This is a genomic window from Brachybacterium sp. AG952 (assembly GCF_004362645.1).
GTDB lineage: Bacteria > Actinomycetota > Actinomycetes > Actinomycetales > Dermabacteraceae > Brachybacterium > Brachybacterium conglomeratum.
The window spans coordinates 1-17,533 of the sequence record NZ_SNXV01000001.1 but is presented as its reverse complement, the minus strand read 5'-3'; the positions used below and the strand labels follow the sequence as shown (position 1 = coordinate 17,533).

Below are 17,533 nucleotides of genomic sequence, written 5' to 3'. Positions count from 1 at the left end.
GTCGACTCGGGCCGGCCTACTCCCGCGCCGTCGTCTCCGCGACCGTACCGTCGACGCCGACGAGCGTGACGACGTCGTCGGCGCCGAGACGGGCCTCGGGCGGGACCTGCGCGTCGTCCTGCACGAGACAGCCGCGCAGACGGGCTCCGGCGCCCACGTGCGCACCGTCGAGGACGACGCACTCCACCAGCTCGGCACCGGCCTCGACGACCGCGCCGGGACTGATCACGCTGCGGGTCACGCTGCCGGCCACGTCGCTGCCCTGGGCGAGCAGGGAGGTGCTCACCGCGGCGCCGTCCCGGATGCGGGCGGGCAGCAGCTGAGGCTGGGCGGAGAAGATCGGCCAGTCGGGATCGTCGAGGGTCACGCCGTCGCCGTCGAGCAGGTGCATGTGCGCCGCCCAGTACGAGGCGAGGGTGCCGATGTCCCTCCAGTACCCCTCGAGGCGGTGCTCGACGGTCCGGTGCCGCTCGACGAAGTGGGGGATGAGGTCGTCGCCCCAGTCCTGCAGCTCGCCGACCCGCTCCGGCAGAGTCTTCAGGGCCTCGAGCAGCGCGGGGGCGTTGAAGCAGAAGATCTCGGTGGCGACGAGATCGGTGGGCGGGTCCTCCGGCTTGTACCAGAACTCCTCGACGATGCCGCCCTCCCCGGTGCGCACCACGCCGTGGCGGGAGGCGTCATGCGGGAGGCGGGTGGTGACCATGGTGAGCTCGGCGTCGGCGGCCGCGTGCGTGTCCAGCACGTCCAGCAGATCGATCGTGTAGAGGTGATCGGCGCTGAGCACCAGCACGATCTCCGGGGCGAACTCGGCGATGAGCTCCTTCTGCCGCCACAGGGTGTCGCTGTTGCCGGTGGCGAAGCCCTCGCCCTCGGCGCCCTCGAAGGGGGTGAGGGTGCGCAGCCCGTCGTGGGTGCGGTCGAGGTCCCAGGGCCGACCGGCCGACAGGTGCTCGTTCAGCGAGTGCGGGAGATACTGCTCGACCACCCACACCGCCGAGAGGTGGCTGTTGGCGAGATTGGACAGGGCGATGTCGATCAGCCGGTAGGAGCCGCCCACGCGGAGGGCGGGCTTGGCCTGCTCGTCGGTGAGCGCTCCCATCCGGGAGCCCTGTCCGCCGGCGAGCACGATCGCGAGGGTGCGGGGGATGCGCATACGGGCCAGGGTACGGCCGCGACGCGCGAGGGGGGAGTGTACCGACCGGCGGGTCCAGCCCGTCGGCTGCCCCGCGGAGACGCCGCCGGACCGCGACCCGGTCGCGCGGAGTCCCTGTCCGCGCCCCCTCCCGTTCCGGAGGACGGTCGGCTAGATTCTCCAGGCATGACACTCGACCCCGTCATCCGCCTCCGACTCTCGACGATGATGTTCCTGGAGTTCTTCGTGTGGGGCGCCTGGTTCGTCACGCTCGGCACGTACCTCGCCGCGGATCTCGGTGCGAGCGGCAGCCAGATCGCCCTGGCCTTCCTCACCCAGTCCCTCGGCGCGATCCTCGCCCCCTTCATCGTGGGCCTGATCGCGGACCGCTGGTTCGCCGCGCAGCGCATCCTCGGTGTCCTGCACCTGTTCAGCGCCGTGATGCTCTTCCTCGCCGGCAGACAGGGCGAGTTCGGGGCGTTCTTCGTGTTCGCGCTGCTGGCGATGATCTCGTTCATGCCGACGCTCGCGCTCGCGAACTCGATCTCCTTCCGCCGCCTGACCAGCCCGGAGCGGCAGTTCCCGGCGATCCGCGTGTTCGGCACCATCGGCTGGATCGTCGCAGGGCTGCTCATCGGCTGGCTCGGCTGGGAGGCCGGGGGAGCGCTCGAGAACACCTTCGTCATGGCCGCGATCGGCTCGGCGCTGCTGGGCGTCTACGCCTTCACACTCCCGCACACCCCGCCCGAACCCGGCCAGGGCCGCGTCACCGTCCGCGACGTGCTGGGCCTGGACGCCCTCGCGCTGCTGAAGTCCCGCTCCTACCTGGTCTTCTTCCTCGCCTCGATCCTGATCTGCATCCCGCTGGCGTTCTACTACAACTTCACCAACCTCTACCTCAACGAGATCGGGGTGCAGTCGGCCGCGGCCGTGCAGTCCCTCGGCCAGGTCTCCGAGGCGCTGTTCCTGCTGGTCATGCCGCTGATGCTGAGGAAGCTCGGCGTGAAGCGGACGCTGCTGATCGGCATGCTCGCCTGGGCGCTGCGCTATGCCCTGTTCGCCTTCGGGGACGCCGGCTCCCTGCTGTGGCTGGTGATCATCGGCCTCGTGCTGCACGGGGTCTGCTACGACTTCTTCTTCGTCGCAGGGCAGATCTACACCGACCGCTTCGCCCCCAAGCACGTGCGCAGCGCCGCCCAGGGCCTGATCTCGCTGGCGACCTACGGCGTGGGCCTGCTGATCGGCTCCCTGATCTCCGGCCCGATCGTCGACGCCTTCCTCGCGGCCGACGGCGCCCACGACTGGCGCACCATCTGGCTCATCCCGGCGGCGCTCGCCGTCGGCGTCGCGCTGTTCTTCGCCGCGCTCTTCCGGGAGCGGGAGACGGTCGAGGCGGCGGAAGTGTCGCAGGGGACCTGAGGGCCGCCCTGCACGATCCCCTCTCTACACCGTCCGCAGCGAGCTGAACAGCAGGTTCGTCTGCGTGGTGCGCACGCCCGGGATCGCCCGGACCCGCTCCAGCACGAGGTCGAACTCGGCGAGGTTCCGTGCCCGGATCTGCAGCACCAGGTCCCAGGTGCCGGTGGTGGAGTGGAACTGCTCGAGCTCCGGATAGCCGCGCAGCTCTCGCACGATCTCGGGGCTGCGGCTGTTCTCGGTCGCGACCAGCATCACGCCCTGGACCGAGTCGTGCTCGATGTCGCCGCTGACCCGGATCGTGAACCCCTCGATCACGCCGTTGTCCACGAGGCGGTCGATCCGCGAGGTGACGGTGGAGCGGTTGACCCCGAGCTCCCGGGCGAGGACGGCCACCGGGGTGCGGCTGTTCGCGCGGAGGAGGGCGATGAGGCGGTAGTCGAGATCGTCGAGCACGCAGACAGCCTAATACCGCCCAGCAGACTGCTCGACCTCCCGCCGTTCTGCCCGGCATCTCGATCATTGCGACGCCGCATCGCCGCCTCCTAGAGTCACTGTCGGCCCAGGTGAGGGCGTGATTCCGGGAGCTCCTCCCGCAGTGAGATCAAGGTGGTGAGAAGTGCTCGACGTGTCCGTCCTGCCCGCTTTCCTGCTGGCCGTCACGGTCATCCTCGTGACTCCCGGCCCGGACATGGCGTTCATGGTCGCCACCGGCATCAACCAGGGCAGGCGCGCTGCCGTCCAGGGCGCCTTCGGGGTCACCTCGGCGATGACGATCTGGGTGCTCGTCGCGGCGACGGGGCTCGGCGTCGCGCTGACCCAGCTGCCGGCCGCGCTGGACGCGATCCGGCTGGCCGGCGCCGGCTATCTGGCCTTCCTCGCGATCACCACCTGGCGCCGCGCCGGCGCCCCGCTCGCGGAGGCCTCGGTCGTGCCGAACGTCTTCCGCCGCGGCTTCGTCGTCAACATCACCAACCCGAAGATCGCGCTGTTCTTCGTCGCCTTCCTGCCCCAGTTCCTGGGCACGACGGGCGGCTCCGGGGAGAACCCCTTCGCGCAGATCCTCATGCTGGGCCTGCTGCTGCAGCTGACCGGCCTGCTCACCGACCTCGCGATCGGCAGCGCCGCGGGGCTCTTCCGCGACGCGGTGCTCAGCCGCCCGCGCGTGCGCTACCTGCTCGACGGCGCGGCCGGCACCGTCTACGGCGCGCTCGCGGTGCTGCTGGTGATGGGGGTCGTGCACGGCTAGACCCGCGCCGCCGGTCGGCAGCAGACTGGACGCATGACAACCGCCGACCAGCACAGCACCACCCCTCGCACGGCTCTCGTCACCGGCGCGACCAGCGGGATCGGCCGCGAAGTCGCCCTGCAGCTCGCCGAGCTCGGCTCGAGGGTGATCGCCGTCGGCCGCGACCGGGAGGCCCTCGCGCAGCTCGAGGACGCCTCCGCGCTGATCACCCCGCGCGCCGCGGACCTGCTCACGGGCGACCTCGCCGCGCTCGTGCCCGACCGTGTGGACGCCCTGGTCCACGCCGCCGGGATCTCCCCGTCGACCCGGGTCGAGGACACGGCCGATGCGGACTGGGAGCGGGTCTTCGCCCTCAACGTCACCGCCGGTGCGGCGCTCGTCCGGCACGCCCTGCCCGCCCTGCGCGACGCGCGCGGCACCGTGGTGCTCGTGAACTCGGGCGCCGGCACCGCCGCCCGTCCCCGCAACGCCCCGTACGCCGCGAGCAAGCACGCGCTCCGGGCGCTCGCGAACGGCCTGCGCGCCGAGGAGGAGGGGAACGGGGTGCGGGTCTCGACCGTGTACCCCGGCCCCACGGACACCCCGATGTTCGGCGGGGACGTCGACCGGGGTGAGCTGATCCGTCCCTCCTCCGTCGCGAGGGCGGTGGTCATGGCCATCACCGCGAGCGAGGACGTGCAGCTCACGGACATCCACGTCCGGCCCCGCCGCGAGCTGTCCTGGTGAGCAGGCGTCCGATGGCGCGCAAGCCCGCGTGATCCGCGGACGGTCACAGCGGCGACCTGCCCCGCGGGGTGCGGCCCGAGCACGTCCCCGCAGCGCGGTGCGCTGCGCCGAACGCCTATGCGGGGGCCGGTGCTGCTCGTCGCGGCGGGCATCGATGCTCCCGCTGACCGGGCGAGCGTCGCCGGCGACGTGCTCATCGACGCCGAGGTGAGGTGCCTGGGGCTGGAGCTGGGGCGCAGGGCGACGGCCCGACGAGCCCGGAGATCCTCACCCTCGCGGCGGCACCGATGACGCGGGGCCGGCCCCGCCCTTCGGCTCCCCACTGGTCTTCCCCTCGGTCGAGGGCGCGTGCCGCTCGAGGAACTCGAGCATCGCCACCCGGTCCACCCCGGTGAAGGTGCCCGTCGGCATCGCGGCGAGCAGCGAGGCGTGCAGGCGCGCGACCGGCCAGACCGAGCCGTGCCAGCGCTCGACCAGCTCGGGCGCGGGGCGCCGGCAGCAGTCCGGGTCGGGGCAGCTCGAGGAGTGACGCACGCTCGTCTCCCGGCCCCGGAACCACTTCGTGTGCGCGAAGTCGGTGCCCACCGAGATGGAGAACTCCCCACCGGAGCCGGACTCGATGCGGGAGGTGCACCAGTAGGTGCCGCCGGGCTTGTCGGTGTACTGGCTGTACTGCCGCATCCGGTCCTCTGAGCGGAACACCCGCCGCGCGCTCCACCAGCGGCACACCAGCTGCCCCTCCACCGCGCCGAGCGCATCGGTCGGGAAGCGGACGTGGTCGTTCTGGTACGCCTTCACGATCGCGCCCGAGGAGTGCACCTTCAGGAAGTGCACCGGGATGTCGAGGTGATGGGTGGCGAGGTTCGTGAAGCGGTGCGCGGCCAGCTCGTAGGTCACGGCGAACTCGTCGCGCAGATCCTCGACCGACAGCTCCCGCTGCGCCTTCGCCCGCTGCAGGAGCTCGCTCGCCCCCGCTTCCGGCACCAGCATCGCCGCAGCCAGGTAGTTCACCTCCACCCGCTGGCGCAGCAGCTCGCCGTAGTCCGCGGGCTCGTCCATCCCCAGCACGTGCGCGGCCAGGGCCTGCAGCACCGTGGTGCGGGGATCGGCCGCGTCGCGCCCGAGCGGCAGGTAGATCCGCATCGACGACGCATCGGTGATCGAGCGGGCCGAGTGAGGGAGGTCCGGCACCGAGTGGAGGGAGAAGCCGAGCTCCTCGGCCAGCAGCGAGACCTTGCGGTGCGAGAGCGGGCCGCCGCTGTGCCCGATCCGGGCCAGCAGGTCCCTCGCCGTCTCCTCGAGGGCGGGGTAGTAGTTGCCCGCCTCGGACTGCTCCTGGCGCAGCTGCCCGTTGACGCGCCGGGCCTCCTCGGGGGTCGCCGCCCGCTGTTCGTGCAGGCGCCGCAGCTCCTCGTGCAGGGTCAGGATCGTCTCGATCGCCGCGTCGGAGAGGGACTTGCGCACGGGCAGGTCCGGCAGGCCGAGCCCCTGGTACAGGGCTCCGGCCCGCGCCTTCTCGAGCGCGATCTCGAGCGCCGCCCGACGCGACGGGGGCTCCGGGTCCAGCAGGTCCTCGACCCCCACCTCGAGCACGCGCGCGATGCGGCGCAGCTCCCCGAGGCGCAGCTCGCGCTTGCCGTTCTCGATCACGGACAGCTGCGAAGGGGCGCGGTCCAGGGCCGCGGCGAGCTCGGCGAGGGAGAGGCCTCTCGCGGTGCGCGCGGCACGGATCCGTCGGCCGATGAGCAGCGGGTCAACGTCGTCGTCGGGATCGGGCGCGAGCGCGCCGGGTGCTGGTGCGCCGGGCGCGGGCCCGCCGGCCGCGGGGGAGGGGCGGCCGACGGGCCGGCGGTCGCCCGTGCCGGAGCCGGGGGCGCCGGCAGCGAGCCGTCGCGCGGCGTCGTCGGGGCGTCGGCCGGAGGTGCGGGGCTGAGCGGTCATGCGGACCAGAGTGACACAGATAACTTCTGAAGAACAGAAATATGGCGGAAGTTCTTTCGGATCGGGTCTTCTGAGGGCGTTGCGGGGCGGCAAGAGTGTGACCACTCGACGAAGTTCGTCGAGGACGGCAGCCCCACCGGCCGCCGGAGCAGCCCGAGGAGCCGACGATGACCACCCCGACCCCCTCCGCCCCGCGCAGCACCACCCGCCCCGGGGACCCCACCATGACCGCCGAGGAGCTCGCCCGCGACTGGGAGATCGACCCGCGCTGGTCGGGGGTCCGCCGCGACCACAGCGCTGAGGACGTCCTCTCCCTCACCGGCCCCGTCCGCGAGGAGCACACCCTCGCCCGCCGCGGCGCCGAGCGCCTCTGGGAGATGATCCGCGAGAACGACGAGAACCCCGGCTCCTGGATCTCCGCCCTCGGCGCGCTCACCGGCAACCAGGCCGTCCAGCAGGTCCGCGCCGGGCTGAAGGCCATCTACCTCTCCGGCTGGCAGGTCGCCGCCGACGCCAACCTCTCCGGCCAGACCTACCCCGACCAGTCGCTCTACCCCGCCAACTCCGTCCCCTCCGTCGTGCGCCGGATCAACAACGCGCTGCTGCGCGCCGGACAGATCGAGTTCGCCGAGACCGGCACCACCAGCCGCGACTGGCAGGCGCCGATCGTCGCCGACGCCGAGGCCGGCTTCGGCGGCGCCCTGAACGCCTATGAGCTGATGCGCTCGATGATCGAGGCGGGCGCCGCGGGCGTGCACTGGGAGGACCAGCTGGCGAGCGAGAAGAAGTGCGGCCACCTGGGCGGGAAGGTGCTCGTCCCGACCTCCCAGCACGTGCGCACCCTGAATGCCGCTCGTCTCGCCGCGGACGTCGCCGGCACCCCGACGGTGATCATCGCGCGCACCGATGCGCTCGCCGCGACCCTGCTGACCAGCGACGTCGACGAGCGCGACCGGCCCTTCCTCACCGGGGAGCGCACCGCGGAGGGCTTCTACGAGGTCACCCCCGGGATCGAGCCCGTCATCGCGCGGGGCCTCGCCTACGCCGAGTACGCGGACCTGCTGTGGGTCGAGTCCTCGACACCGGACCTCGAGCTCGCCCGCCGTTTCGCCGAGGCGATCCATGCGCGGTTCCCGGACCAGAAGCTCGCCTACAACTGCTCGCCGAGCTTCAACTGGAAGCGGCACCTGGACGATGCGCAGATCGCCCGCTTCCAGCGCGAGCTCGCCGCGATGGGCTACGCATTCCAGTTCATCACCCTGGCCGGCTTCCACTCCCTGAACCACGCCATGTTCGAGCTGGCCAGCGGCTACCGCGACCGGCAGATGAGCGCCTTCGTCGAGCTGCAGGAGGCCGAGTTCGCCTCCGCCGAGCACGGCTTCACCGCCCATCGCCACCAGGCCGAGGTGGGCACCGGCTACTTCGACCGGGTCGCCACCGCCCTGAACCCCACCTCCTCCACGCTCGCCCTCGCGGGCTCCACCGAGACGGCCCAGTTCCACTGAGCGCCGTCGGCCCCGTCCCCGGGGCCGCGAGCGGAGACCCCGCCGCCCCCGGGCGAAGAACCAGCGTCCACCTGACCCGTCCCCTCGGCCCGCCACCCCGCGCCGGACCCCAACGACCATCCTGACCAGCCACGTGTCCCGGAAGGACCTCGCCATGACCCTCATCGACTACCGCCGCCCCCTCTCCGAGCAGCGCCCCGCCGCCGGCACCTCGACCGACCCGTCGGCCCCCGACCGCAGCACCCCGCGCGGACGCCTCGAGGTCGTCGGCCCTCTGGGGCCCCGCTTCGAGGAGATCCTCACCCCCGAGGCGCTCGACTTCCTCGCCCTGCTGCACGACCGCTTCGCGAGCCGACGCACCGAGCTGCTCACCGCCCGCACCCTGCGCCGGGAGTCCATCGCGGGCGGGGCCATGTTCGACTTCCTCCCCGCCACCCGTGCGATCCGCGAGGACCGTAGCTGGCGCGTCGCCGGCCCCGGGCCCGGCCTCGAGGACCGACGCGTCGAGATCACCGGCCCCACCGATCGGAAGATGACGATCAACGCCCTGAACTCGGGGGCGAGGGTGTGGCTCGCCGACCACGAGGACGCGCTGAGCCCCACCTGGGACGCCGTCATTGACGGGCAGCTGAACCTGCACGACGCGATCCGTCGGCAGATCGACTTCACCGGCGAGAACGGCAAGGAGTACCGCCTGGCCGAGGAGACGGCGACGATCGTGTTCCGGCCCCGCGGCTGGCACCTGCCCGAGCAGCATCTGCGCTGGGTGCGGGCCGACGGCCGCTCGATGCGGGCCTCCGCCTCGCTGGTCGACGCGGGGCTGTACCTCTTCCACAACGCGCGCGAGCTGATCGAGCGCGGCTCCGGCCCCTACCTCTACCTGCCCAAGCTCGAGTCCCATCTCGAGGCGCGGCTGTGGGACGAGGTGTTCGCCACCGCCGAGCGCCGGCTCGGGATCGAGCACGGCACGATCCGCGCGACCGTGCTCATCGAGACCCTGCCCGCGGCCTTCGAGATGGAGGAGATCCTCTACGAGCTGCGCGATCACTGCGCGGGGCTGAACGCGGGGCGCTGGGACTATCTCTTCTCGATCATCAAGATGTTCCGCGACCGGGGCCGACGCCGCGTGCTCCCGGACCGCTCGCAGCTGACGATGACCGTGCCGTTCATGCGGGCGTACACCGAGCTGCTGGTCGCGACCTGCCACCGCCGCGGCGCGCACGCGATCGGCGGGATGAGCGCCTTCATCCCCGACCGCCGGGACCTGGAGGTGACGCGGCAGGCGCTGGTCATGGTCGCCGAGGACAAGCAGCGCGAGGCGAGCGACGGCTTCGACGGCACCTGGGTGGCGCATCCGGACCTGGTGCCCGCCGCGCAGGCCGAGTTCGACGCGGTCCTGGGCGAGCGTCCGCACCAGGTGGACCGGCTGCGCGAGGACGTGCATGTGACCGCCGAGGACCTGCTCGACCTCGAGGTCGAGGGCGGGGCCATCACGGCCCAGGGGATCCGGCAGAACATCCGCGTCTCCCTGCGGTATCTGGACGCCTGGCTGCGCGGCTCGGGCGCGGTCGCGATCGACCACCTGATGGAGGACGCCGCGACCGTGGAGATCTCCCGCTCGCAGCTGTGGCAGTGGATCACCCAGGGGATGCTCACCGACGAGGGGATGCCGGTGACGCGGGAGAGGGTCGAGTACTTCATCGACCGGGCCGTGCTCGAGCTCGACACCGAGCAGGGCAGCCGCCTCCCCGAGGCGGCCGAGCTGCTCAAGGAGGCGGTCCTCGGCGAGGAGTTCCCCGCCTTCCTCACCAACGGCGCGTACGAGCGCCACCTGGGGTGATGGACAGGAGGTGACGGTGCGCCGGGTCGGCGCACGGGTGAGGTCCGGAGGGTGCTCGGTCGAGCGTTCCGGACAGATCGGACACCCGTGCGCCGACCCGGCTATGTTCAGGCCATGCGCATCGGCATCGACATGGGCACCACCCGCACCATCGCGGCGGGCGTGGACCGCGGCAACTATCCCGTCCTCCCGTTCACCGACCCCGACGGGGACGAGCACGGCCACTTCCCCTCCGTGATCGCCGAGGTCGACGGGCAGCTCGTCCACGGCTTCGAGGCGGAGCGCGCCGCCCGCGCCGGCGCCCCTCAGCTGCGCTCCTTCAAGCGCCTGCTCGGCGATGCGGGCACCCATCCCGGCACGACGATCCGGCTCGGCGGGCGCGAGCACCTGCTGCTGGACCTCATGACCGCCTATCTCACCGCGGTGCGGGAGGCGCTGCCGGTCCCGGTCGGCCAGGTCGCCGCCTCGGTCCCCGCCCACGCCCACTCCGCCCAGCGGATCATGACGCTCGAGGCCTTCCGGCGCGCCGGCACCGACGTGGTCGCCCTGCTCAACGAGCCCTCCGCGGCCGGCTTCGAGTACACCCACCACCAGTCCCGCAGCCTCACCGCCCGACGCACCCGCATCGCGGTCTACGACCTCGGCGGCGGCACCTTCGACAGCTCGCTGGTGGAGGCCGACGGCGGCGGGCACGCCGTGCTCGGCAGCCACGGCGTCAGCCGTCTCGGCGGCGACGACGTCGACCAGGTGCTGCTCGAGCTGGTGCTGGAGCGGGCAGGGCTGACCGTGGAGGAGCTCGGGGCGCCTGCCGTGGACGCGCTGCGCGAGGAGTGCCGCGCGGCGAAGGAGCGTCTGCTGCCGCAGACGCGTCGGATGATGATCGACCTCGGCGAGGAGCACGACCCCGTGATCCTCCCGGTCGAGGACTTCTACGCCGCGGCCGCGCCGCTGATCGAGCGGACCCTCGAGGTCATGGCCCCGCTGGTGGGCGAGCTCGATACGGAGTCCGGCATCGCCGGGATCTATCTCGTCGGCGGCGGGTCCGGTCTGCCGCTGGTGGGACGGATGCTGCGCGAGCGCTTCGGCCGCCGCGTGCACCGCTCCCCGTACCCGGCGGCCTCCACCGCGATCGGCCTCGCGATCGCCGCGGACCCGGACTTCGGCGTCACCCTCGCCGACCGGCTCTCCCGCGGCATCGGCGTGTTCCGCGAGGTCAGAGCGGGGGAGGGGGTCACCTTCGACCAGGTCCTCACCCCCGACGCGCCGCTGCCGACCACCAGCGCCACCACCGTGACCCGGAGCTACACCGCCGCGCATGACCTGGGCTGGTTCCGCTTCGTGGAGCATGCGGCGCTGGATGCGAGCGGGGAGCCGCGCGGGGACCTGGTCCCGTTCGCGGACGTGCTCTTCCCCTTCGATCCGGCGCTGCGCTCGCTCGACGAGGCGGCGCTCGCCGAGGTGGAGGTGACGCGCCGCGAGGGCGGGCCCCGCATCGAGGAGCTCTACGAGCTGCACCCCTCAGGCGCGGTGACGCTGCGGATCACGGACCTGGACAGCGGGTTCAGCCGGGAGTACGGCCTCGCCCGGCGGGGGTGACGGCGGGGGCGGGCGCGCTCAGCGAGCGCCGGGGAACTCCTCGAGCACCTCGTCGAGGATCTCCGCCGTGTCGCGGAGGCGGGCGATCCGTCCTTCGAGCTCCCGGCGGTGGGTGCGCAGCGAGTCGATCCCGTCGGCCCCGCCGTCGTGCCTTCCGAGCAGCGGCGGCAGCAGCGGCGCGATCTCGGTGCTCGTGAGGCCGGCGGCGAAGAGCCGCTGCACGAGCAGCACCCGGTCCATCGCCTCGGCGTCGAAGCGTCGGTGGCCGGCGGCGGTGCGGGCCGGGGTCAGCAGGCCCTGCTCCTCGTAGTAGCGCAGCGAGCGGGCGCTCACGCCGGTGCGCGCGGACAGCTCGCCGATGCCGAAGCGTGCGGGAGCACCGGTGCTCGCAGCAGGCTTCACACGGGTGTCAACAGCGGTCATGGCGCCACAGTATGTCCGAGTCGGCATCAGATCGTGCAGTTCAGAGGCGTGTCGCGATAAATGACATGGATGTGACGCCCCGCTCCGCTGCATGGTGCATCGACGCCGTCGGGAGAGACTGTCCCCATGCTGACCCTGCGCCTCGATGGCCTCCGCATCTGCGACATCCCCTCGTTCTACGACGAGATCAACAGGGTGTTCATGGCCGGGGAGGACTGGCGGCTCGGGCCGAGCCTCGATGCGCTGGACGACATGCTGCGCGGCGGCTACGGCGCACTGCATGACGCGGAGGAGGCGCGGGTGATCTGGGCGGAGCACGCCGCGTCCGCGGAGGCGCTCGGCGTGGAGGTCACGCGTGCACAGCTGCTGGCGAAGCTCGAGGATCCACGCTTCGATCAGGCGATCGCGCGTCGGAAGCTGGATCGGCTGGAGGCGGAGGGCGGGCCGACGTACTTCGACACGGTGCTCGAGGTGTTCGCGGACCATCCCCGGATCGAGCTCGTCCTCGCCTGATCTGTGCGGTCTCCGGATCAGTGCGCTGGGGGCTCGGGAGCGTCCGTCGGTCCAGGTGGCTGCGACGGTCTTGGAGCACTGCCCCCCGCCATGTCGTCCAGCAGGACGAGAACGCCGTCGCTGACAGGGCGGGGCCGGATGATCGGCAGGTCCGTGATCCGCAGCTGCAGGCGGTCGAAGGCGCGGTAGATCGTCGACCATCCCTTCGCCGACGAGCCCTCGTCCAACGCTGGTTCCTCTCCGGTCGCTCCGGTGCCGTGGGGCGATGCGACGGGCGGGGTCGCCGTCACGAGGGAGCCCTCGACGACGGGAGGAGTCTCGGCAGCGGACAGCGGGACGCCGTCGACGGCGGTGGCTGCGGGGAGAGCAGGGCGGGCAGAGGTGGAAGAGTCTGCGGCGCGAGGCGCGGGCAGGCCCGCGCTCCCGGACTCCGCCAGCTGACGCCGGCGCTGCCGTCGGTAGGTGCCGACCGGGTCGAAGTTGATGCCGCCCCGCCGCGACTTCTGGCCGTAGCGGGTGGTCCACTCGACCGTGCGCCGCGTCCCGTCCTCGTCGTGGATGACGCGGACGCTCTCCCCGGACTCCTCCTTCTGGTTGTCCCCGCCGCAGGTGCCGTTCCCGTTGTCGAGGCTGGTCGCACCGCCCTGCGACCAGGGCACGATGTGGTCCATCTGGCGGATCGGGGCATTGCAGAACGGTGCCCGGCAGGTCTGATGGGCGAGCGTGAGGAAGCGCCTCAGGGAGGCGGGGAAGGCTCTGGACCTCGCCTCGACACCGACGAGCTGGCCGACGTCGAGGTCGGCGTAGAGGTTCCGGATCGTCAGCGCGAGGTCGGTGTCCTCGTTCCCGGAGTCCACGGCCCGCAGCATCGCCTCGCGGACGTGGTCGTAGGGGACCGGCCCGAATCCCTCGATCGTCGCCGCATCGGCGTGCGCCGGGGCGAGCAGGGACCGGTCGGTGATGATGATCCCGATGTCCAGGGTGGTCGGATCGATGCCGTCGCCCCGGCCGACCAGGGCGTCGGCGAACATGTCCGCCATGATCTGCTGGTGGCCGCGCCGGTCGCCGGCGGCGCGGGCTCCCTCCGCCGCGACGGACAGCCCCTTCCGGATCCGGGCGGCGTCGATCGCCGGGATCAGCGCCCGCACGGAGGCCATGCCGTGGTCCTCGCGCGTGATCGTGACGTGCCGGTCCTTCATCGCCCGACGGTGGCGCTCCGCCGCCCCCTCCGGATCCAGCGCATGGAGCATCCGCGCGACGTGGTCGGAGATCTCCCGGGTGCCGCAGTCCTGCAGGTCGGGGAGCTGCGCGGTGAGCATCGTGTCGACCAGTTCCCGCACATGCGGCGGCACCGGCCCCATCGCCGTGCCGACGGTGTGCACCGAGCGGGGGTTCAGCGTGCCCTCGGCCAGGGCGGTGAGCATGCCCGGCATGCTCTGGACCAGTCGCCGGCAGGTCGCCAGGCTCCGACCGGCCACGGACCGCGACTCCTTGAGCATCCGCGACGCCTCGGAGCGGGCGACCTGCATCGCCTGGCGCGGGCTCTCCTCGCGCTGCAGGCAGTCCTCCTTCACCGCGGCCTCGAGGCGCACCAGCGCACGAGCTCGCACCGCATCCAGAGCAGCTTCGATCCCGACGATGCTCGACAGCAGCGCCTTGGTCTCGGCCACGGACAGACGGTCGAGCGACGGGGAGCCCTGCACGCCGAGCGTCATGAGGGCTGCCCGGGCCGCCGCGACATCGACCTCTCCGACGAGGACCGCTCTCTCTTCCACACGCACGGGTACGTCCGCGGGCGGGGCGTCGTGCACCTGGTGGTGGCCGTCGTCGGCCTCCCCGGTGGCGTCGCGTCGCTGCGGATCCTCTGTCATGTGACCAGTATCGCATCTCTGTCGGATAGAGGGAAGAGATCTGTGGAGACCCCTCCACAGATGTGCACAGAATGTGGAAGAGCATGGTGCGTGGAGGAACGGTGGGGAGGGTGGTCCCGTCCGGACGCGGCGGCAGCGGCGGGAGGTGCGTCAGGAGAGCGCGGACGGCGAGCTTGCTCCGACGGGCGACGGTCCGGGCTTCCCGGTCCGTTTGCCTGGACGGATGTCGACTGTCGGAACTGCGTGGGAGGCTGTCCGCGAGAGGCGGAGGGGAATGGGGCTCGGAGAGACCGCCCTGTTCACGGGGCAGGAGCGGTCGTCATCGGGGGCTCGGAAAGAATTCGAGAGGCACGTCCGCCGGTTGCATTGCAAGTATCGACGAAGATGCAGTCCGCGGAATGGACGAGTCGTCGTCGAGAATGAATCGCACGGACATGCGAAGCGGTCGTGAACGCTGCGCGAGCACCCCGAGCCCGTCCGCGCGAGCGCTCCCACCCCCGCCCCGGCGCCTCGCGGGGCGGGTGCAGGTCGGAGCCGTCCCGTCGGCCTCAGGCGGTGTCGTGCGTGGCGATGAGCGAGACCGCCACGAGGAGCAGCGCGATCGCGCCGAGTGCCGCGCCGGCATAGGCGGGCAGCGCGCGGTGCTCGAGACCGCGGTCGTGACGGCTGACCCCGGCGTATCCCAGGACGACGGCGGCGAGACCGGGCGGCATGGCGAGCACGTCGCCGATGATCGGGATCAGGGCGCAGAGCAGCGCGATCAGGCCGAGGGCGAGGGAGAGGTCCCCGGGGGAGCGCCGCCCGCGTCGGGGCGGACGGGCATCGTCCATGCACGCATCGTAGAGGGGAGTGTGCGATCTGCTCCGGGTGGCGCACCTGCGCGCAGTGCTGCCGGGCACGGCGAAGGTGCTCGGACCCGAGGAGGTGCGTCAGGCGGTGCCCGCGCAGGCGCGCAACGTGCTCACGGCCCGCGGCGAAGGCAGTACGCTCCGCTGGGACGAGCCGGGGCGCCATGGTGCGCCGAGCTCGGGACGAGTCGATGACGACCAGGAGCCGGGATGAACGCACTCCGACGGGCAGAAGGGGACGCGCCGCGTCGCCTCCGCTTCGTGTGGGACTACTCAGTGCTGCTGGACTGGTCGGCCGACACGGAGGGCGACGACCTGCCGGATGTCGAGGAGCTGCTCCCCGCCGATCTCGTCGCGCGAATCCACGCGTGGGGCGAGGAGATGGAGGGTGCGTACGGCGAGTACTTCTCCGAGAAGCCTCCACCCGTCGCGCCGGAGCTCGCGAAGCAGCTGGAGGCCGAGTACCGCGGGTTCCGCCAGGAGATCCGCGGGCTGGGGTTCGAGCTCATCCGGGAGCGCCCGGGCTGGCCCTTCGGCGTGCGGGAGCGCCCTGCGTGGATGTTCCGTGCGCGGCCTGGGCGGGCGGCAGGTGAGCTGGCGTGAGGCGGCTGCTCGCCGGGCTCGACAACGCCGTGCTCTTCATCGTGCTCGCACCTCTTCTGCTCGTCATGCTGATCCTCGTCGTTGCAGGTGTTGCCGTCGCCTGGGTCGTGCAGGAGATCCTGGCCACGGTGAGGAGAGAGCCCCGTGTGCGCCTGCCCGACACCGGGGTCGTCCTCGTTGGACGGCCCGATGCGGAGACGAGCCGCGAGTTCGTCGCGGCAGCGATCCTCTCGCGGTGCTCCGCCGAGGTGGCCCGCCATGCCGGAGAGGGCGGTGACGTCACGCTCACCTCGGACGCCGCGGCGGAGCTTCCGGTCGTCGTCCGACACGCCGAGGAGCCCGTCGACGAGGAGGACGAGATCGAGGTCGACATCGGCCCCTGGACGGTGGGGTGCCCGGAGGGCTATGACTACGGCGGGGGCGATGCCGCGGTCACCATGGCCACGGCGGACCTGGACCGCGGCCTCACCTGCCGCGTGATCGGGAGGCGGACGGTCGCCCTGCTGCGCCTCGAGGAGTCAGGGGTCTGGTGGCGTCCCGAGGCGGATGGCGGCGGGGCCTTCGCCCAGGCCGGGTTCCGGGACCTGCCGGGGAGCGCCGCGACCGACGCCGAGCTCACACGACACCTCAAGAGGACGAGGGCCCGACAGGACGAACACTGAGCGCGCGACGAGCGCCCCGCCGGGCCCGCTCCGCGGCACCACGCCGGGCACGCTGACCTCACTCCAGCGGGTTCTCCTGCGGCGGCAGCGCCGCGACCAGCGGGTGGTCCTTCTCGATGACGCCCATTTTCGCCGCGCCGCCGGGCGCTCCGAGCTCGTCGAAGAACTCGACGTTGGCGTTGTAGTACTCCGCCCACTCGTCGGGGGTGTCGTCCTCGTAGAAGATCGCCTCGACCGGGCAGACCGGTTCGCAGGCGCCGCAGTCCACGCACTCGTCAGGTTGGATGTAGAGCATCCGGCTGCCCTCGTAGATGCAGTCGACGGGGCACTCGTCGACGCAGGCGCGGTCCTTCACGTCGACGCAGGGCAGGGCGATCACGTAGGTCATCGGATGCGGTCCTCCCAGGAGCGGTGGGGCGGTGCGGGCTCTTCCCGCAGTGCTGCCAGCACCGTAGGATCTCAAGTGCACTTGAGGTCAAGGCGGAGGGAGATTATGCGCATGAACGCGCCCCACGAGCCCGAGGAGCTCATGACCATCGGCGAGATGGGCCGACGCACCGGCGTCGCCGCGAGCGCCCTGCGCTACTACGAGGACCTGGGGCTCATCGCCTCCGTGCGCACCGCCGGGAACCAGCGCCGCTACGCCCGGCACATGCTGCGCCGCGTCTCCCTGGTCTCGGTCGCCAAGCGACTCGGGATCCCGCTGGCCGACGTCGGCGCCGCCTTCGGCGACGTCCCCATGGACCGCACGCCCTCCCACGCCGAATGGCAGCGGGCCTCCCGCCGCTGGCGCCGCACCCTCGAGGAGCGTCGACGCGCGATCGAGCGGCTCGAGCACGAGCTCACCGGCTGCATCGGCTGCGGCTGCCTCTCGCTGAAGGCCTGCGCGCTGCTGAACCCCGACGACGCGCTCGCCGCGACCGGCGCCGGGCCCCGCCGGCTCGAGGACGTCATCGAGGACGACGACGAGGCGTGAGCGCGGCGCTCTGCGTCCGCTGGTGGCGGAGCAAGACGCATGGGTTTGCCTTCAAGCGGACCTGAGGTTCTATGGTCGAGCTGTTGCTCGTCGGGCGGACCGGCGGGGTTCGACGAAAGGAAGGACTGATCATGACGGAGTACACGCTTCCCGATCTCGATTACGACTACGGCGCGCTGGATCCCTCGATCTCGGGGAAGATCATGGAGCTGCACCACTCCAAGCACCACGC

The 17,533-nt window shown here is 71.9% G+C and carries 17 protein-coding genes and 1 pseudogene; 11 read left to right on the top strand and 7 right to left on the bottom strand.

The window, feature by feature from the left end:
• Positions 1-16: 16 nt before the first annotated feature.
• On the bottom strand, positions 17-1,153 hold the full coding sequence (locus DEU31_RS00090; RefSeq protein ID WP_133674913.1) for a sugar phosphate nucleotidyltransferase: 1,137 nt from the start codon (positions 1,151-1,153) through the stop codon (positions 17-19).
• A 165-nt stretch (positions 1,154-1,318) separates the two neighbouring features.
• Between DEU31_RS00090 and DEU31_RS00085 the strand changes: the two genes are divergently transcribed.
• Entirely contained in the window at positions 1,319-2,551 is a 1,233-nt protein-coding gene (locus DEU31_RS00085; RefSeq protein WP_133674911.1) for a nucleoside permease, read from the top strand.
• A gap of 24 nt (positions 2,552-2,575) precedes the next feature.
• On the opposite strand, the gene DEU31_RS00080 is transcribed toward DEU31_RS00085, so the two are convergent.
• Complete coding sequence (locus DEU31_RS00080) at positions 2,576-3,004, bottom strand: Lrp/AsnC family transcriptional regulator (protein ID WP_053918947.1); 429 nt, start codon at positions 3,002-3,004, stop codon at positions 2,576-2,578.
• Positions 3,005-3,167: 163 nt separating this feature from the next.
• Here DEU31_RS00080 and DEU31_RS00075 point away from each other — a divergent pair, with 163 nt between their 5' ends.
• Positions 3,168-3,797: a LysE family translocator gene (locus DEU31_RS00075; protein ID WP_133674909.1), complete on the top strand. Its 630-nt coding sequence runs from the start codon at positions 3,168-3,170 to the stop codon at positions 3,795-3,797.
• A gap of 33 nt (positions 3,798-3,830) precedes the next feature.
• Positions 3,831-4,523, top strand: coding sequence for an SDR family NAD(P)-dependent oxidoreductase (locus DEU31_RS00070; RefSeq protein ID WP_133674907.1), 693 nt, complete (start codon positions 3,831-3,833; stop codon positions 4,521-4,523).
• A gap of 267 nt (positions 4,524-4,790) precedes the next feature.
• Here the strand turns inward: DEU31_RS00070 and DEU31_RS00065 are convergent, their stop codons facing one another.
• The gene (locus tag DEU31_RS00065; RefSeq protein ID WP_133674904.1) at positions 4,791-6,464 is read right to left on the bottom strand and encodes a helix-turn-helix domain-containing protein; all 1,674 of its coding nucleotides are present in this window, start codon (positions 6,462-6,464) and stop codon (positions 4,791-4,793) included.
• A 167-nt stretch (positions 6,465-6,631) separates the two neighbouring features.
• Between DEU31_RS00065 and aceA the strand changes: the two genes are divergently transcribed.
• The 3 genes from aceA to DEU31_RS00050 all read left to right on the top strand — a co-directional run bounded on the left by aceA (position 6,632) and on the right by DEU31_RS00050 (position 11,405).
• Positions 6,632-7,969, top strand: coding sequence for an isocitrate lyase (gene aceA, locus DEU31_RS00060; RefSeq protein ID WP_133674902.1), 1,338 nt, complete (start codon positions 6,632-6,634; stop codon positions 7,967-7,969).
• 154 nt (positions 7,970-8,123) lie between these two features.
• Complete coding sequence (gene aceB, locus DEU31_RS00055) at positions 8,124-9,809, top strand: malate synthase A (protein ID WP_133674900.1); 1,686 nt, start codon at positions 8,124-8,126, stop codon at positions 9,807-9,809.
• 114 nt (positions 9,810-9,923) lie between these two features.
• The gene (locus tag DEU31_RS00050) at positions 9,924-11,405 is read left to right on the top strand and encodes an Hsp70 family protein (protein WP_133674898.1); all 1,482 of its coding nucleotides are present in this window, start codon (positions 9,924-9,926) and stop codon (positions 11,403-11,405) included.
• 18 nt (positions 11,406-11,423) lie between these two features.
• Here DEU31_RS00050 and DEU31_RS00045 read toward each other — a convergent pair whose 3' ends face one another.
• Positions 11,424-11,828 carry a MerR family transcriptional regulator gene (locus tag DEU31_RS00045; protein ID WP_133674896.1) on the bottom strand — a complete coding sequence of 135 codons (405 nt, stop codon included), beginning with the start codon at positions 11,826-11,828 and terminating at the stop codon, positions 11,424-11,426.
• A 126-nt stretch (positions 11,829-11,954) separates the two neighbouring features.
• On the opposite strand from DEU31_RS00045, the gene DEU31_RS00040 reads away from it, so the two are divergent.
• A complete protein-coding gene (locus tag DEU31_RS00040; RefSeq protein ID WP_010551995.1) occupies positions 11,955-12,341 on the top strand; it encodes a barstar family protein in 387 nt (128 codons plus the stop codon).
• Positions 12,342-12,358: 17 nt separating this feature from the next.
• Here DEU31_RS00040 and DEU31_RS00035 read toward each other — a convergent pair whose 3' ends face one another.
• Both DEU31_RS00035 and DEU31_RS00030 read right to left on the bottom strand, forming a co-directional pair.
• Positions 12,359-14,212, bottom strand: a complete 1,854-nt coding sequence (locus tag DEU31_RS00035; protein WP_133674894.1) for a DUF222 domain-containing protein — start codon at positions 14,210-14,212, stop codon at positions 12,359-12,361.
• 548 nt (positions 14,213-14,760) lie between these two features.
• Positions 14,761-15,042 carry a hypothetical protein gene (locus DEU31_RS00030; RefSeq protein WP_010551993.1) on the bottom strand — a complete coding sequence of 94 codons (282 nt, stop codon included), beginning with the start codon at positions 15,040-15,042 and terminating at the stop codon, positions 14,761-14,763.
• Between the two features lie 228 nt (positions 15,043-15,270).
• On the opposite strand from DEU31_RS00030, the gene DEU31_RS00025 reads away from it, so the two are divergent.
• On the top strand, positions 15,271-15,663 hold the full coding sequence (locus DEU31_RS00025) for a hypothetical protein (RefSeq protein WP_010551991.1): 393 nt from the start codon (positions 15,271-15,273) through the stop codon (positions 15,661-15,663).
• Entirely contained in the window at positions 15,660-16,325 is a 666-nt protein-coding gene (locus tag DEU31_RS00020) for a hypothetical protein (protein WP_133674892.1), read from the top strand. The genes DEU31_RS00025 and DEU31_RS00020 overlap by 4 nt, the downstream gene beginning before the upstream one ends.
• 58 nt (positions 16,326-16,383) lie before the next feature.
• Here DEU31_RS00020 and fdxA read toward each other — a convergent pair whose 3' ends face one another.
• On the bottom strand, positions 16,384-16,713 hold the full coding sequence (gene fdxA, locus DEU31_RS00015; protein ID WP_010551989.1) for a ferredoxin: 330 nt from the start codon (positions 16,711-16,713) through the stop codon (positions 16,384-16,386).
• Between the two features lie 111 nt (positions 16,714-16,824).
• Between fdxA and soxR the strand changes: the two genes are divergently transcribed.
• The gene (gene soxR, locus DEU31_RS00010; RefSeq protein ID WP_029360893.1) at positions 16,825-17,301 is read left to right on the top strand and encodes a redox-sensitive transcriptional activator SoxR; all 477 of its coding nucleotides are present in this window, start codon (positions 16,825-16,827) and stop codon (positions 17,299-17,301) included.
• 131 nt (positions 17,302-17,432) lie between these two features.
• Positions 17,433-17,533: pseudogene (locus DEU31_RS00005) on the top strand (superoxide dismutase); the annotation flags it as partial.

Coding starts and splice junctions, on each gene's coding strand:
- DEU31_RS00090 (WP_133674913.1), bottom strand. CDS start 1,153: ATGCGCATCCCCCGCACCCTCGCGATCGTGCTCGCCGGCGGACAGGGC.
- DEU31_RS00085 (WP_133674911.1), top strand. CDS start 1,319: ATGACACTCGACCCCGTCATCCGCCTCCGACTCTCGACGATGATGTTC.
- DEU31_RS00070 (WP_133674907.1), top strand. CDS start 3,831: ATGACAACCGCCGACCAGCACAGCACCACCCCTCGCACGGCTCTCGTC.
- DEU31_RS00065 (WP_133674904.1), bottom strand. CDS start 6,464: ATGACCGCTCAGCCCCGCACCTCCGGCCGACGCCCCGACGACGCCGCG.
- aceA (WP_133674902.1), top strand. CDS start 6,632: ATGACCACCCCGACCCCCTCCGCCCCGCGCAGCACCACCCGCCCCGGG.
- aceB (WP_133674900.1), top strand. CDS start 8,124: ATGACCCTCATCGACTACCGCCGCCCCCTCTCCGAGCAGCGCCCCGCC.
- DEU31_RS00050 (WP_133674898.1), top strand. CDS start 9,924: ATGCGCATCGGCATCGACATGGGCACCACCCGCACCATCGCGGCGGGC.
- DEU31_RS00045 (WP_133674896.1), bottom strand. CDS start 11,828: ATGACCGCTGTTGACACCCGTGTGAAGCCTGCTGCGAGCACCGGTGCT.
- DEU31_RS00040 (WP_010551995.1), top strand. CDS start 11,955: ATGCTGACCCTGCGCCTCGATGGCCTCCGCATCTGCGACATCCCCTCG.
- DEU31_RS00035 (WP_133674894.1), bottom strand. CDS start 14,212: ATGACAGAGGATCCGCAGCGACGCGACGCCACCGGGGAGGCCGACGAC.
- DEU31_RS00030 (WP_010551993.1), bottom strand. CDS start 15,042: ATGGACGATGCCCGTCCGCCCCGACGCGGGCGGCGCTCCCCCGGGGAC.
- DEU31_RS00025 (WP_010551991.1), top strand. CDS start 15,271: ATGAACGCACTCCGACGGGCAGAAGGGGACGCGCCGCGTCGCCTCCGC.
- fdxA (WP_010551989.1), bottom strand. CDS start 16,713: ATGACCTACGTGATCGCCCTGCCCTGCGTCGACGTGAAGGACCGCGCC.
- soxR (WP_029360893.1), top strand. CDS start 16,825: ATGAACGCGCCCCACGAGCCCGAGGAGCTCATGACCATCGGCGAGATG.